At 70.1% G+C, this 14,460-nt stretch carries 13 protein-coding genes; 7 read left to right on the top strand and 6 right to left on the bottom strand.

Annotation, left to right across the window (positions count from 1 at the left end; all coding sequences use genetic code 11):
* Positions 1-2 precede the first annotated feature (2 nt).
* The 3 genes from KGA66_RS06500 to KGA66_RS06490 are packed head-to-tail and all read left to right on the top strand — an operon-like array spanning position 3 to position 3,342.
* Positions 3-1,781, top strand: coding sequence for a branched-chain amino acid ABC transporter permease (locus tag KGA66_RS06500; protein ID WP_211465615.1), 1,779 nt, complete (start codon positions 3-5; stop codon positions 1,779-1,781).
* Positions 1,778-2,629 (top strand): ABC transporter ATP-binding protein, encoded by an 852-nt coding sequence (locus tag KGA66_RS06495; RefSeq protein ID WP_211465613.1) that lies wholly within the window; start codon positions 1,778-1,780, stop codon positions 2,627-2,629. Before KGA66_RS06500 ends, KGA66_RS06495 begins: the two co-directional genes overlap by 4 nt.
* Positions 2,626-3,342, top strand: coding sequence for an ABC transporter ATP-binding protein (locus KGA66_RS06490; protein ID WP_211465689.1), 717 nt, complete (start codon positions 2,626-2,628; stop codon positions 3,340-3,342). Before KGA66_RS06495 ends, KGA66_RS06490 begins: the two co-directional genes overlap by 4 nt.
* Positions 3,343-3,395: 53 nt before the next feature.
* Here KGA66_RS06490 and KGA66_RS06485 read toward each other — a convergent pair whose 3' ends face one another.
* Positions 3,396-4,139 (bottom strand): hypothetical protein, encoded by a 744-nt coding sequence (locus KGA66_RS06485; protein WP_211465611.1) that lies wholly within the window; start codon positions 4,137-4,139, stop codon positions 3,396-3,398.
* 179 nt (positions 4,140-4,318) lie between these two features.
* On the opposite strand from KGA66_RS06485, the gene KGA66_RS06480 reads away from it, so the two are divergent.
* Positions 4,319-4,696, top strand: coding sequence for a hypothetical protein (locus KGA66_RS06480; RefSeq protein WP_211465609.1), 378 nt, complete (start codon positions 4,319-4,321; stop codon positions 4,694-4,696).
* 40 nt (positions 4,697-4,736) lie between these two features.
* On the opposite strand, the gene KGA66_RS06475 is transcribed toward KGA66_RS06480, so the two are convergent.
* Complete coding sequence (locus KGA66_RS06475; protein ID WP_211465607.1) at positions 4,737-5,471, bottom strand: hypothetical protein; 735 nt, start codon at positions 5,469-5,471, stop codon at positions 4,737-4,739.
* A gap of 69 nt (positions 5,472-5,540) precedes the next feature.
* On the bottom strand, positions 5,541-5,972 hold the full coding sequence (locus tag KGA66_RS06470) for a hotdog fold thioesterase (protein WP_211465605.1): 432 nt from the start codon (positions 5,970-5,972) through the stop codon (positions 5,541-5,543).
* A gap of 36 nt (positions 5,973-6,008) precedes the next feature.
* Here KGA66_RS06470 and polA point away from each other — a divergent pair, with 36 nt between their 5' ends.
* Entirely contained in the window at positions 6,009-8,837 is a 2,829-nt protein-coding gene (gene polA / locus KGA66_RS06465) for a DNA polymerase I (protein WP_211465603.1), read from the top strand.
* A gap of 53 nt (positions 8,838-8,890) precedes the next feature.
* Here polA and KGA66_RS06460 read toward each other — a convergent pair whose 3' ends face one another.
* From KGA66_RS06460 to KGA66_RS06450, 3 genes are all read right to left on the bottom strand, one after another.
* On the bottom strand, positions 8,891-10,381 hold the full coding sequence (locus tag KGA66_RS06460; protein ID WP_211465601.1) for a Fic family protein: 1,491 nt from the start codon (positions 10,379-10,381) through the stop codon (positions 8,891-8,893).
* A 173-nt stretch (positions 10,382-10,554) separates the two neighbouring features.
* Positions 10,555-11,217, bottom strand: coding sequence for a CoA transferase subunit B (locus KGA66_RS06455; protein WP_211465599.1), 663 nt, complete (start codon positions 11,215-11,217; stop codon positions 10,555-10,557).
* A 1-nt stretch (position 11,218) separates the two neighbouring features.
* Positions 11,219-12,043, bottom strand: a complete 825-nt coding sequence (locus KGA66_RS06450) for a CoA transferase subunit A (protein ID WP_211465687.1) — start codon at positions 12,041-12,043, stop codon at positions 11,219-11,221.
* A 300-nt stretch (positions 12,044-12,343) separates the two neighbouring features.
* On the opposite strand from KGA66_RS06450, the gene KGA66_RS06445 reads away from it, so the two are divergent.
* Positions 12,344-13,594 carry a substrate-binding domain-containing protein gene (locus tag KGA66_RS06445; RefSeq protein ID WP_211465597.1) on the top strand — a complete coding sequence of 417 codons (1,251 nt, stop codon included), beginning with the start codon at positions 12,344-12,346 and terminating at the stop codon, positions 13,592-13,594.
* A gap of 111 nt (positions 13,595-13,705) precedes the next feature.
* A complete protein-coding gene (locus KGA66_RS06440) occupies positions 13,706-14,458 on the top strand; it encodes an ABC transporter ATP-binding protein (RefSeq protein WP_211465685.1) in 753 nt (250 codons plus the stop codon).
* Positions 14,459-14,460 lie beyond the last annotated feature (2 nt).

Raw genomic sequence — 14,460 nt, 5'->3', positions numbered from 1 at the left:
GCATGGCTGACAAAGTTCCCGAGTGGGGGTCCGCCTCCCAGCCGCGGCAACCGGACACGCTGTCGGCGCAGCCGCAGCGGAACGCGGCGGTGAGCCCGGCGCTCGCCAAGGCCCTGATCGGGCTCGGCGCCCTCGCCACGATCGCCTCGACGTTCCTGGCCTGGACCTGGACGACGTCGTTCCCGGGTGACCTGTCGGTGACCGGTTACCCGGGCGGCAACCAGGTCATCACCCTGGTCGTCGGCGTGCTGCTGCTCGTCGCGCTCGGCACGGCGTACGGCCTGCCCGGACTGCGGTGGCTCGCGCCGCGCGGCCACGTGCGGCTGCTGCGCGGGCTGGCACTGGCCGGCGCGGTGTCCACCTGGTACATCCTGCTCGCCGTGGCGATCGAGCTCAACGGGATCGCGAACTGGGTGACGGGCTCGTGGGTCGCGTTGACAGCCACCGCGCTGCCGGTGGCCGGCGCCTTCCTGCTGGCCGACGACCGGCACGAGGCGGCCCGCCCGCCGGCCGCCCTGCCGCGCTGGGCGCAGACGGTGATCATCCTGGCGGCGATCATCTCCGCCATGTTCATCGCCGACTACGGGATCACGACCAGCTTCACCGAGGAGTTCATCGGCTTCGCGCTCGCGGTCGGCCTGGCGGCCTGGGGGCTGAACTCCAGCGGCGTGCTGGCCCGGCTCACGGAGCTCAACGCGCGCAACCGCGTCGCGACCTCGGCGGCCGCCTTCGCCGCCGCGCTGCTGTTCGTGTTCCTCCAGACCTCCGATCAGTACAACACGATCGCCGACGACATCCTGATCTTCGCGACGGTCGCCCTGGGACTGAACATCGTGGTCGGTCTGGCCGGCCTGCTCGACCTCGGCTACGTCGCCTTCCTCGGCGTCGGCGCGTACAGCGCGGCCCTGGTCTCGGGCGCGGCCTCGTCCCGGTTCGCGCACACGGCGCTGCCGTTCTGGGCGCAGATCCTGATCGGCGTCGGCGTGTCGATCATCGCGGGCGTCATCATCGGCGCCCCGACGCTGCGGCTGCGCGGCGACTACCTGGCGATCGTCACGCTCGGATTCGGTGAGATCTTCCGGATCGTCGTCAACAACCTCAACGGCGTGTCGGGTCCGTCCCTGACCAACGGGCCGGAGGGCGTTTACGGCGTTCCCGACCTGAGCCTGTTCGGATACGACTTCGGCAAGCCGCACGTGCTGTTCGGCGTCACCTTCGGCAAGTTCGGCAACTACTACCTGCTGCTGTTGGTGGCGATGGCGATCGTGGTGTTCATCTACGCCCGGGTGAACGAGTCGCGGCTCGGCCGGGCCTGGGTCGCGATCCGCGAGGACGAGACCGCCGCCGAGGCGATGGGCATCCACGGCTATCGCTTCAAGCTGCTGGCCTTCGCCCTCGGCGCGTCGCTGGCCGGGTTCGCGGGCACGATCAACGCGCACCTGCTCAACACGGTCACCCCGGACCAGTACATGTTCTCCGCCTCCTCTCCGCCGAACTCGGCGTTCCTGCTGGCGGCCGTGGTGCTCGGCGGCATGGGCACGATCAGCGGACCGCTGCTCGGCGCCTCGCTGCTGTATCTGGTGCCGGCCAAGTTCGAGTTCTTCCAGAACAAGCAGCTGCTGCTGTTCGGCCTGGCGCTGATCCTGATGATGCGCTTCCGCCCGGAGGGCCTGGTGCCGAACAAGCGCAGGCAACTGGAGTTCCACGAGGAAGAGGTCGCCGAGGCCGAGGCGCACGCGGTGGCCGAGGCGGACGCGTCGGAAGCGGAGGCGGTGGCATGACGAGCACCATGACGACCGAGCCCGGGCCCGCGGGCGCGGTGGGCACCTCGGTGCTCGAAGCGCGCGGCGTGACCATGCGTTTCGGCGGCCTGACCGCCGTGGACGGGGTCGACCTGACCGTCGGCGACCGCGAGATCGTCGGGCTGATCGGGCCGAACGGCGCCGGTAAGACAACGTTCTTCAACTGCCTGACCGGGCTGTACGTGCCTACGTCCGGCGATGTGCGGTACAAGGGCACGGTGCTGCCCTCGAAGCCGTACCGGGTCACGCAGGCCGGCATCGCACGCACCTTCCAGAACATCCGGCTGTTCGCGAACATGACAGTGCTCGAAAACGTCATGGTCGGCCGGCACTGCCGCACCAAGGAGGGTCTTTTCTCGGCGATCGGGCGCGGGCCGCGCTACCGGGCGGCCGAGCGCGACTCCCGCGAGAACGCCCGCGAACTGCTGGACTTCCTCGGCATCGGCCGGCACGCCGGCTCCCTGGCGCGCAACCTGCCCTACGGCGACCAGCGCAAGCTGGAGATCGCCCGGGCCATGGCCAGCGACCCGGGCCTGATCCTGCTCGACGAGCCGACCGCGGGGATGAACCCGCAGGAGACCCGGGCCACCCAGGATGTCGTGTTCAAGATCCGGGAGCGGGGCCTGGCCGTGGTGGTGATCGAGCACGACATGCGGTTCATCTTCGGGCTCTGCGATCGGGTGGCGGTGCTGGTGCAGGGCCGCAAGCTGGTGGAGGGCACGCCGCAGGTGGTGCGCGCGGACGAGCGGGTCATCGCGGCGTATCTGGGCACGCCTTACGAGGACGGCGCGGCCGGCGCCCGCGAGGACGAAGGGACGGCCTCCTGATGGCTCTGTTGGAGGTCCGCGACCTGCACGTCGCCTACGGCAAGATCGAGGCGGTCAAGGGGATCAGCTTCGAGGTCGAACAGGGCCAGGTCGTCACGCTCATCGGGACGAACGGCGCCGGCAAGACCACGACCCTGCGCACCATCTCGGGCCTGCTGCGGCCGGCGGCGGGCCGGATCATGTTCGACGGCAAGACGATCCAGAACACCCCGGCGCACCAGATCGTCTCGATGGGGCTCGCCCACTCCCCGGAGGGGCGGCACATCTTCCCGCGCATGACCATCGAGGAGAACCTGCTGCTCGGCGCCTACCTGCGCAAGGACGCGGCGGGCATCGCGGAAGACGTTTCCAACGCGTACTCGATGTTCCCGATCCTGGGCGAACGGCGCTCGCAGGCCGCCGGCACCCTGTCCGGCGGCGAGCAGCAGATGCTCGCGATGGCCAGGGCGCTGATGTGCCGGCCACGGCTGCTGATGCTCGACGAGCCGTCCATGGGACTCTCGCCGATCATGATGAAGCAGATCATGGACACCATCACGCAGCTCAAGTCGTCCGGTACCACGATCCTGCTGGTCGAGCAGAACGCGCAGGCCGCGCTCTCGCTGGCGGACCAGGGCCATGTGCTGGAGGTGGGCCGCATCGCGCTGTCCGGGCGCGGCGCGGATCTGCTGCACGACGAGCAGGTGCGCAAGACGTACCTCGGCGAGGAGTAGCGGCGGGCCGCGGCCGCCCGCGGCGCGTCACCGCCCGCGTTCGTCCGGGTCGTTCAAGGCCGGGTCTGTGCCGAGTTCGCCGCGGTCGTGGCGGCGGCCTGGCCGGCCGAGCGGCCCGGGCACAGTCGCCGCAGCAGGCCGGTCATGTCTGCGGAGTACCGGGCGCCGAGGATGGTGAAGCGGTCGATGACGCCCGCGGGGCCGTCCGCGATCACGTCGACGAAGCCCATGGACTCGCCGATCGGCACCGTGGCGCAGTCGGTGACGGTCAGTCGCAGCCTGACATCGGTGCCCGCCGCGGGCAGCGGGTCCGCCGAGGGCGCGGGATCGGCGGCGGCGCTGACCCCGTTCTCGCTCACGTAGTAAGCGATGATCCGCACCTTCGCTCCGGTCACCGGTTTGACCTTCAGGTCGACCTCGATGCGGCGCTGCGCCGTGGAATCTATATGCGAACCCTGGTACGCGACGGTCACCACGTATGCGCCGAAGTCCGGCGGCGCGGCGGAAGGCGTGCCGTTCGGTGCGGCCGTGCCCGGTGCGCCCGGGTGGTGTGACGCCGAGAGCGCCGCGCCGAGAAGGACGGCCGCCAGGGTGCTCAGCGCGGCGGGGCGCAGGTCCCGGCGGCGCTCGACGGGGGAGCGGTCGGCCGTGTCATCGTCCTCGAACTCGATCTCCAACGCGCCGGGCCCGTCGTCACTCCGCGCGGCCGCGCCCGCGGCCCGGCCGTGAGCGCGCCGACGGAACGGGCCCGGCGCCTCGTGGCCCGGTTCGGCCGCTGAGCCCTTCCTGCGTCTCATGAACCCCAGTGTCGGCCTTGTGACCCAGCTGCGGAACGGCTCTTGACGGACTCCGGAGCGCCCATGAAGCCGTTTCGAAGCTAGGAAAGTTGTCTAACTCGATTTACTCCGCATCGCTCCCCGCCCGGCGTGCGGTGTGCGGCGCGATTCCGGGCGCATGACCCTCAATGAGCGAGCAGATGGCTTCGCGCACGATGAAATACCTCGCGCAGCACCGGCTCATCACGGCGATGAGCGCGGCGGCCGCGGCGACGGCCTGCATCGCGGCAACCGGGGCCCAGGCGGCCACGCACACGCCCACGCATGCGTTCCCCACCCATGTCAGTTACAAGGTAGGCGTGACGCCCTCAGCGCCTCAGTCCACGAAGGACGCGAAGGTCGAGGCGGCCTACCGCGCGTGGAAGGCGACCTACCTGGCCGCGGGCGAGCAGGCATGGACCGACACGCTGTGGAACTACCTGGCCACGAACCCCTTCGGCGACGGGTACTACGGCCAGACCATCAAGATGCTGGTTTACATCGTGATGGCCGGCGACTACTGGAACCCGCTCGCCTGACGGGAGTTCGAAGTCGAACGAGACATCGGACCGCCGTCCTTCAGCTGCCCCACAGCTGTGCGCAATTAGCTGCCCGGCCGCCTGCGAAGCGGCCGGGCAGTTGCGCACTGGCCGGAAGCGGTACATCGATCGTCGTCTCGTTGCCCTGAGCGTTGCGCACGGTCAGGTGCAAGACGCCCGGGTGCGAGTCCGCATCGGGCGCGCCCGACCGGCTCAGGTCACCCGCGGCGCAGTCAAATGCACCCGAGAGGACGATCTCCAGTTGCTCGGTGCGCACCAAGCTGAGCGGAGCGCCGAAGTAGTCGAGCTTCAGACCGGACTGGCTTGCCTGCAGTCGGGTGACCGTCACCGCGTGAGCGCTCGGATCCGTCAGATCCACGAGCAGGTTGAGGGTCTGGCCGTCCTCGCTGGGTGCGTAAGAGGCGTCCAGGACAGTTACCGTCGCGCGCGCGGCCTCCCGCTGCGCGGCTTGGGCGGCCAGGTTGCCGCCCGCCGTCGCCGCCAATCCGGCCGCGACGATCGCGGCGGCGGCGAACTTGCGGTAACGCGGCGGCAGCACGACGAGCCTCAAGCCCCCGGGCGCAGCCGACCGGGCGGGCCACCCTCCGGGCGGCCATTCGATCGTCTCGCGCGGGCCCACCAGCCCCCCTTCGCCGGGTTCGCCCGGCGGCGAAGGGGACCGGGCGCCGTCCTCCTTCGGGTCGGCGTCCGCGTCGTCCTCGAATTCGATATATAGCTTCGGTGCTGATCCGTTATTGTCTCGTAATACTCCCACGGTGACAGCATGCGACAGGCCGGACGTTGGCGCCAGTACCGCCGCGAACCACCGCGAAGGGCGCGGCGATCAGGGCTTGCGGATCAGGCAACTGATCCGGGCGGTGCAGATCCGCCGCTGCGCCTCGTCGGTGATCACGATCTCGTAGGTGGCCATCGAGCGGCCGAGGAACAGCGGCGTCGCGATGCCGGTCACCAGGCCGGAGCGCGCGGAGCGGTGATGTGTGGCGTTGATGTCGACGCCGAGGACCAACGAACCCGGGCCGGCGTGCACCGCGGCGCCCACGGAGCCCAGCGTCTCGGCGAGCGCCGCCGACGCGCCGCCGTGCAGCAACCCGGCCGGCTGGGTGTTTCCCTCCACCGGCATCGTCGCCACGAGCCGCTGCGCGGAGATCTCGGTGAAGCGGATGCCCAGCTTCTCGCCCAGGCTCCCGCCCGAGGCGTAGACATCCCGTATCAGATCCTCGAACTCCCGCTCGTCAGGCAGCTGTGTCTCGCCCATGTGCCGGGCCATCCTTTCTACGTCGTCGTCCCGTCGATGTCGGACCCAGCGCATAGGATCGCATCCGTGGAAAAGACGGGAGTACCGGCAGGGGGCGCAGCCGTCAGCGGCGCGATCCGCGGCGGCGCGGCGCACGAGGGATCGTCCGCGGCGCACACCACGAGCGGCAAGCTGCTGCTGCTCGACGGACATTCGATGGCCTATCGAGCCTTCTACGCGCTGCCCGCGGAGAACTTCACGATCTCCACCGGCCAGGCCACCAACGCGATCTACGGCTTCACCTCGATGCTGATCAACGTAGTGCGCGACGAGGCCCCGACGCATCTCGCCGTGGCCTTCGACGTGTCCCGTTCGACGCTCAAGCGCACCGAGCTCTTCCCGGCGTACAAGGCGCAGCGCGCATCCACCCCGGCGCAGTTCGTCGGCCAGGTCGAGCTGCTGAGCGAACTGCTGGCGGCGCTGCGCGTCCCGGTCTTCCGCATGGAGGGTTCCGAGGCCGACGACCTGATCGCGACCCTGGCCGACCGCGCCGCCGGCGAGGGCTTCGAGGTCAGCATCGTCAGCGGCGACCGGGACACGCTGCAGCTGGTGAACGACCGGGTGACCGTGCTCTACCCGCGCAAGGGCGTGGCGGATCTGGTGCGCTTCACCCCCGAGGCGGTCGAGGAGAAGTACGGGCTGAGCCCGCAGCAGTACCCGGACTTCGCGGCGCTGCGCGGCGACCCCTCCGACAACCTGCCCTCGATCCCGGGTATCGGGGAGAAGACCGCCGCCAAGTGGATCCGCGAGTTCGGTTCGCTCGCGCAGCTGGTAGAGCGCGTCGACGAGGTCAAGGGCAAGGTCGGCGAGGCGCTGCGCGCGCACCTGGAGCAGGTCCGCACAAACCGGCTGCTCACCGAGCTGGACCGGCGGGTGCCGCTCGAATTCGAACCGGCCGACCTCGTGCGCACCCCGGGCGATCCGGCCGCCGTCGACCAGCTGTTCACCACGCTGGAGTTCCGCGCCCTGCGCGGTCGCGTCGGCGACGTCTTCGGCCTCGACGCCGCCGGGCCGGCCGCCGAGGCGGCGGGCGCCGACGAGCCGCATCTGGACACCACCGTGCTGCTCACCGGGGAACTGGCCCCGTGGATCGCCGCACACGCCACGGGCACGGAACCGCTCGGCATCGCGGTCGAGGGCCGCTGGGGACGCGGCGCCGGGCAGTTGACCGCGGTGGCCCTGGCCGCTGGTGACGCGCACGCGGCGTTCTTCACCCCCGACAGCCTCGACCCGGACGACGAGGCCGCGTTCGCCGCGCTGCTGGCCGATCCGGCCAGGCCGAAGATCCTGCACGACGCCAAGGGCCCGATCCTCGCCCTCGCCGCGCACGGTTTCGAGTTCGCCGGCCTGGGCGGGGACACCGCGCTGGCCGCGTACCTGGTGCAGCCGGGAATGCGCACGGCGGATCTGTCCGACCTGGTGCGCCAGTACCTGGGCCGCGAGCTGACCGCCCCGCAACCCGACGGGCAGCTCGCGCTCGACGTCCTCGGCGAGCAGGAGGAGGCCCCGACCGGGCTGATGCGCGCCGCCTCCGTCCTGATCGAGCTGTCCGCGAAGCTGGAGCAGGAGCTGGACCGGCGCGCCGAGTCCGCGCAGGTCGCCGAGAACCTGCTGCGCGGCGTCGAACTGCCGCTGGTGCTGCTGCTGTCGCGGATGGAGCGCGCGGGGATCGCCGCGGACCGCGAGTACCTTTCCGACCTGGAGGTCGGTTTCGCCGCGGACGTCAAGCACGCGGTCGAAGAGGCGCACGCGGCCACCGGCGTGCAGTTCAACCTCGGCTCGCCCAAGCAGCTGCAGGAGATCCTCTTCGACCAGCTCAAGCTGCCGAAGACGAAGAAGATCAAGACCGGGTACACCACCGACGCCGACGCGCTCACCTGGCTGGCCGGCCAGACCGACCACCCACTGCCGGTGATCCTGCTGCGCCACCGTGACGTCAACCGCCTGCGAACCACGGTCGAGGGCCTGATCAAGACGGTGCTCGACGACGGCCGCATCCACACCACCTTCAACCAGATGGTCGCCGCCACCGGCCGGCTGTCCTCGGTCGACCCGAACCTGCAGAACATCCCGGTGCGTACCGAGGAGGGGCGGCGCATCCGCAAGGCGTTCGTCGCCGGCCCCGGCTACGACACGCTGATGACGGCCGACTACAGCCAGATCGAGATGCGCATCATGGCGCACCTTTCCGGCGACGAGGGCCTGATCGAGGCGTTCAATTCGGGTGAGGACCTGCACTCCTCGGTCGCGGCCAGGGTGTTCGGCGTGCCGCCCAAGCAGGTCACCGCCGACCTGCGCCGGAAGGTCAAGGCGGTCTCCTACGGCCTGGCCTACGGGCAGTCCGCGTACGGCCTCGCGCAGAATCTGGGCGTCAGCAACGCCGAGGCGACGCGGATGATGGAGGACTACTTCGCCCGCTTCGGCGGCATCCGGGACTACCTGCGCGCGGTGGTGGACGAGGCACGCAAGACCGGCTACACGCAGACCGTCCTCGGTCGACGCCGGTTCCTGCCGGACCTGACCGCCACCAACCCGCACCTGCGGCAGATGGCCGAGCGGATGGCGCTCAACGCCCCGATCCAGGGCTCGGCGGCCGACATCATCAAGGTCGCGATGCTGCGCGTCGACGACGCGCTGCGGGAGCGCCGGCTCAAATCCCGCCTGCTGCTCCAGGTGCACGACGAACTGGTGCTGGAAGTGTGCGACGAGGAGCGCGAAGACGTGGAGCGGCTGGTGCGGGAGCAGATGGGGGCCGCCTACCAGTTGCGCGTCCCCCTCGACGTGTCGGTCGGCTTCGGCCGCGACTGGCAGGACGCCGTCCACTGAGCCGGTTCCGCCGGCTGCCGATCCTTCCACGCGCTGAGAAGCAGGACGCGAAATCAGGCCAGCTGTTCGGAGAATGCGCTGATCGCCGAGCTGAGCGAGGTCTCGATGAGCTGTTCGACCTCCGGCCACCGCGTTTCAACGTCGTCGGTATAGACGAAGGTGATGCTGTCCGGCACGTTGTTCGGCCGATCGAAGACTCGGAACAGCAATGACGAGCCGCCCTCTGCCGGGGAACCCGCGTTCAGCACCTCGCCGAAAACGGTCATCGCCATCACGCCGGTCTCACCCTGCCCGACTTTCTGGACGGCGACGATGAATCGCAGCAGGAATCCGCGGGCCCTCAGATGCAGCCGAACCCACCAGGATCCGTTCGTCAGATTCGTGAAGAAATCGGCAAGGTTCGCCGCGTGCACCAGTTGGCCGTGCCAATACGCCGCCTTCTGCGCGGGTGGCTTGGCGGAATCAAGGCTCCCGGACGCCCTGGAGTCGATCTCACGATAAACCTGTTCCAGTTCGACAGAGGTCTTCCCGAGGTAGTCGACGAGCCTTTGGTGCACAGCATCGGCCAGTTCGGCGCCACGCGCGGCCTTGAGCGCCCAGTCGCTTACCTCGCGCGCCTTAAGACGCGTCGCATATGCGCGTGCGACGGCGATGGCGCCACTCGGCTGGGCGTGAAGTGCGGGTGTCTGGATCTCGGCACGCAGCGCCTTTTCTTCAAGGTGCGCGAAGAAGCGGACCAACGGCCGCAGGTCGCCGTCATTGGCCGCGTCGAGCGACTCGATGTAGGTGGTCCGCTGAAGCCGATCCACCACGATTGGCGCATAGTGGCCGCGTTGCAGCGACAGCAAGGTCAAGGCCCGTGCGACGCGTCCATTGCCGTCGGCGAACGGGTGGATCTGGATGAAGCGGTGGTGCAGCCAAGCTGCCCGAATGACCGGGTGAGCGCCCTCGGTCTGCTTGTACAACTCGACGAGTCGTTCCATCTGGTCATCGACGAGCATGGGCGGGCAGAACTCGATGGCCGCGCCGTCCTGCCGCGTGATCCGGTTGCCCTGTTCCTTCCACTGACCGGGGCTCAGCGCAATGCTCACCGTTCGGCCGAACTGGTCTCTGCCTTCGTGATGCTCCTGATGCCGAACGATGAGCTGGTGCAGTGATCGTACGAAATGGACCGACAGATCCTGGTCCGCACGCACCCAGTCGACGAGGTACGACAGGCCCTCGAACTGGTCGGTGATGATCGCCAGCGTCGAGTCGGTGACTTCGCCGCCGGCCATCGCGACCTCACTGGTCAGTCCTTCGGCGACCAGCGCCTCGGTGACGCCCCAGCTCATCTCGTAGAGCCGTTCGATGATGCCGGTCTCGATCGCGTGACGGCGCAGCCGCCGTTTCAACGCCGCTTCGATTTCGCCGGGCGAGAGCGTCTCCTGGAGCTCTTCCCAAGCGGACTTGAGCGCGTCAACGCCGGCGAGCCGCGTCGTCAGTTCTCCGTTGAGCTCGGGCAACGGTTCGATCGGCTTCCAGTGCACACTCGGCGCGGGCATGGCCGCAGTCTACGGGAATGCGATGTTCGGCATTTCCGAATGCGCTTTGGCGCTATTTGCCTGCGGCCGCATAAGGCGCACCGCCGGCGTTCTCGCGGAGCGTCTGATCGTGTCTCACCGAAGCTGACAGCGCCCGGCCCCGGCCGGGGCCGGGCGGGGCCGGGCGCCGCGGATCAGGCCACAGACATCGTGGGCACTTCGCCGTCCGGAACGTGTAGCGCCGGGCCGGTGGCGGCCGCGACCTGCTCGACGGTCACGCCGGGCGCCAGTTCGCGCAGCGTCAGGCCGCCGTCTTCGATGTCGATGACGGCCAGGTCGGTGATCACGCGGTTCACCACGCGCTTGCCGGTCAGCGGCAGCGAGCACTCCTTGACCAGCTTGTGCCCACCGTCGCGGGCGACGTGCTCCATCAGGACGACCACCTTCTTCGCCCCGTGCACCAGGTCCATCGCCCCGCCCATCCCCTTGACCATCTTGCCGGGGATCATCCAGTTGGCCAGGTCGCCCTGCTCGCTGACCTGCATCGCGCCGAGCACGGCGACGTCGATCTTGCCGCCGCGGATCATCGCGAACGAGGCCGCCGAGTCGAACAGCGAGGCCCCCGGCAGCAGCGTCACCGTCTCCTTGCCCGCGTTGATCAGGTCCGGGTCCTCCTCGCCCGCATACGGGTACGGTCCGGTGCCGAGGATGCCGTTCTCCGACTGGAGTACGACGGTGACGCCTTCCGGCACATAGTTCGGGATGAGGGTCGGCAGCCCGATGCCGAGGTTCACGTACTGGCCGTCGCGCAGTTCGAGCGCGGCGCGGGCGGCCATCTGGTTGCGGTCGAGGGGCATGTCAGTTCCCGTCCGTGGTCGTAGCGGCGTTCGGCTCGGCGGTGCCGGCGGTGCCGGCGGTCATGGCTGGCGCGGCGGCGGGCCGCGGCCGTACGGTGCGCCGCTCGATCCGCTTCTCGGTCACGGTCGCCGCCACCACCCGGTGCACGTGCACGCCGGGCAGTTGCACGCTCGCCGCGGCGATCTGCCCGGGCTCGACGATCCGCTCGGCCTCCAGCACACAGATGCGCCCCGCCATGGCCGCGAGCGGGTTGAAGTTCATCGCCGAGCCGTTGAACACCGCGTTCCCGTGCCGGTCCGCGACCGCCGCGCGCACCAGCGCGAAGTCGGTGGTGATGGCCTGCTCCAGGATGTACTCGCGGCCGCCGAAGCTGCGCACCTCCTTGGCAGGCGAGGCGACCCGGACCGCGCCGTCCGGCCCATACCGCCACGGCAGACCCCCCTCCGCCACCTGCGTGCCGACCCCGGTCGCCGTGTAGAACGCCGGGATGCCCGCGCCGCCCGCGCGCAGCCGCTCCGCAAGCGTGCCCTGCGGCGTGAGCTCCACCTCCAGTTCGCCGGAGAGGTACTGCCGCGCGAACTCCTTGTTCTCCCCGACATAGGAACTGGTCATCCGGGAGATGCGGCCCGCCTCCAGCAGCAGGCCCAGCCCCCAGCCGTCCACCCCGCAGTTGTTCGACACCACCCGCAGATCCGTCGCGCCCTGCGTCAGCAGGGCGGCGATCAGGGTGGACGGGATACCGCACAGGCCGAAGCCCCCCACGGCGATGCTCGCCCCGTCCGCAATGTCGGCCACGGCCCGCGCCGCGATGACCACCTTGTCCATCGAGCCCATCCCTAAATTGTCAGCGGCCCAATCCTCGTTGACGGCGAAGCCGCTGCGTGACTTCACGGTTCGAAGAACCACGTACCACCGTCGACTTTAACCAGCGAACTGTCTTCGGCGAGTCTCGGGCCGGTCATCGGCCGAACGGATGGCGGACCCGCACATGCGCACCGCCGCGAGTATGGCGGCGCACTCCATGGGTGCCGATCGCCGCAGTTCCTAGGGTTCCCGCAGCGCACTGAAACGGCTCACGGCTCACAGCGCACCCAGACCGTCCGTCCTCTCGAAGGAGCAGCAACGATGCGCTCTTTTTCCCCTCGCCGCCTCGGCGCGGGTCTGGCCTGCGCCGCCCTGGCCGCCGCGGCCGCGGGCTGTGCCTCGCCCACCTCGGCAGCCTCCGGCAGCGGTAACGGCAGCGGCGGCGGCACGACCGCGGGAGCCGAGCTCAAGATCGGCATCATCACCGCGAAGTCCGGACCCTACGCGCCCTATGGCACCGAGTATCTGGCGGGACTCAACGCCGGACTCGCCTATGTCACGCACGGCACCGGCGCGATCGCCGGGCACAAGATCGACCTGGTGGTCGAGGACGACGCGGACAACCCGACCACCGCGGTCGCGGAGGCCAAAGACCTGATCGGCCAGGGCGTCACCATGATCGGCGGCTCGGTGGACTCGGCGATCGCGCTCCAGGTCGCCGCGGTGGCCGCGCAGAACAAGGTGCTGTTCATCGCCGGGCCCGCGGCGACCGACAAGCTCGACGCGCTCAACCGCTACACCTTCCGCTCCGGCCGCGAGTCGTACCAGGACATCGCCACCGCCGGGACCTTCGTCGGCGACCTGGCCGGCAAGCGAGTCGTGGTGCTCGCGCAGAACAGCGAGTTCGGCACCGCGAACGCGGCCGGGGTGAAGGCGGTGCTCGGCGCGAAGGGCGCGAGCGTCTCCAGCGTCCTGGTGCCGCCGACCGCGACCGACTTCACCCCGTTCACGCAGCAGATCCTCGCGGCCAGGCCGGACCTGCTGTTCGTCGCCTGGGCGGGCACCAACGCCACGCAGCTGTGGACCGCGCTCGACCAGCAGGGCGTGCTCTCGGCGACACACGTGGTCACCGGCCTGGCGAACACGGCGACGTACCCTGCCACCGGCCCCGCGGGCTCGAAGATCCAGTTCTTGGCGCACTACTTCACCGGCGCCGGCGGGAACAACCCGGTCGAGGCCGCGATGACGGCGAGCGTGCAGAAGGCCGGCGGGACGGTGGACCTGTTCACCCCGGACGGTTTCATCGCCGCGCAGATGTTCGCGCACGCCGTCCAGACCGACCCGGCGAACGTCGCCAAGCAGATCGCGGCGCTGGAGGGCTGGAGCTTCCAGGGCGTGGCGGGACAGTACACGGTGCGCGCCGCGGACCACGCGCTGCTGCAACCGGAGTTCCAGGCCACGCTGAGCGGTTCCGGCACGACCTGGACCGCCAAGCTGGTCAAGGCGGTGGAACCGGGCGCGATCGCCCCGCCGGCGCCCGCCACGCCCGCGTGGCCCACCTCGGGTTCCTGACGCGTGAACGCGTTGGCTGATTCGGAACAGTTCCCCTCGGCGGCCGCCGCACCGGCCGCCGAGGGGAAGGACGAAGCGCAGGCCGCCGGCCGCGCGCCGTCCGAGCGGGGCGTGGCCCCCGCGCTCGCGGTCGAGGAACTGACCTGGCGGATCGGCGGCCGCGCAATCGTGGACGGAGTCGCGTTCGCGGCCGCGCCGGGCGAACTGCTGGCCGTGATCGGGCCCAACGGCGCGGGCAAGACCTCGCTGTTCAACCTGATCAGCGGTCTGACCCGCCCGGACTCGGGCCGGATCCTGCTCGGCGGGCGCGACGTCACGCGCCTGGCGCCGCACCGTCGGGTGCGCCACGGCCTGGGCCGCACGTTCCAGACCTCCAGCGTCTTTCCGGGCCTGACGGTCGCCGAGAACGTTCAGCTCGCGGCCCAGGCGGCCGTCAGCGGGCCGATCGGCGCCCTGGCGGTGTGGCGCCGGATCGGCGGCCCGGCGCGCGACCGGGCGGCCGACGCGCTCGAACGCACCCGGCTCGCCCACCGCGCCCGCGCCCTGGCCGGCGCGCTGTCCCACGGCGAGAAACGCAAGCTGGAACTGGCGATCCTGCTCGCGGCCGGGCCCTCGGTGATCCTGCTCGACGAGCCGATGGCCGGCATGGCGGTCGAGGAGGTGCCGGACCTGAGCGAGCTGATCCGGCAGGTGCACCGGGACGGAGCCACGATCCTGATGGTCGAACACCACATCGAGGTCGTGCTCGGCCTCGCCGAGCGGATCGCGGTGCTGCACCACGGCGCGCTGCTGGCCTGCGACCGGCCCGCGGCCGTGGTCGACGACCCCGCGGTGCGCGAGGCCTACCTCGGGGAGCCGTTGTGACA

It is taken from the genome of Actinocrinis puniceicyclus, assembly GCF_018283645.1.
GTDB classification, from domain to species: domain Bacteria; phylum Actinomycetota; class Actinomycetes; order Streptomycetales; family Catenulisporaceae; genus Actinocrinis; species Actinocrinis puniceicyclus.
Note: the sequence above shows the minus strand (reverse complement) of the source record. Positions and strands in the feature narration are given on the sequence as shown.

What these genes read in the sequence shown, in the direction of transcription:
- KGA66_RS06500 (WP_211465615.1), top strand. Translation starts at nt 3, where the DNA reads ATGGCTGACAAAGTTCCCGAGTGGGGGTCCGCCTCCCAGCCGCGGCAA.
- KGA66_RS06495 (WP_211465613.1), top strand. Translation starts at nt 1,778, where the DNA reads ATGACGAGCACCATGACGACCGAGCCCGGGCCCGCGGGCGCGGTGGGC.
- KGA66_RS06485 (WP_211465611.1), bottom strand. Translation starts at nt 4,139, where the DNA reads ATGAGACGCAGGAAGGGCTCAGCGGCCGAACCGGGCCACGAGGCGCCG.
- KGA66_RS06480 (WP_211465609.1), top strand. Translation starts at nt 4,319, where the DNA reads ATGGCTTCGCGCACGATGAAATACCTCGCGCAGCACCGGCTCATCACG.
- KGA66_RS06470 (WP_211465605.1), bottom strand. Translation starts at nt 5,972, where the DNA reads ATGGGCGAGACACAGCTGCCTGACGAGCGGGAGTTCGAGGATCTGATA.
- polA (WP_211465603.1), top strand. Translation starts at nt 6,009, where the DNA reads ATGTCGGACCCAGCGCATAGGATCGCATCCGTGGAAAAGACGGGAGTA.
- KGA66_RS06460 (WP_211465601.1), bottom strand. Translation starts at nt 10,381, where the DNA reads ATGCCCGCGCCGAGTGTGCACTGGAAGCCGATCGAACCGTTGCCCGAG.
- KGA66_RS06455 (WP_211465599.1), bottom strand. Translation starts at nt 11,217, where the DNA reads ATGCCCCTCGACCGCAACCAGATGGCCGCCCGCGCCGCGCTCGAACTG.
- KGA66_RS06450 (WP_211465687.1), bottom strand. Translation starts at nt 12,043, where the DNA reads ATGGACAAGGTGGTCATCGCGGCGCGGGCCGTGGCCGACATTGCGGAC.
- KGA66_RS06445 (WP_211465597.1), top strand. Translation starts at nt 12,344, where the DNA reads ATGCGCTCTTTTTCCCCTCGCCGCCTCGGCGCGGGTCTGGCCTGCGCC.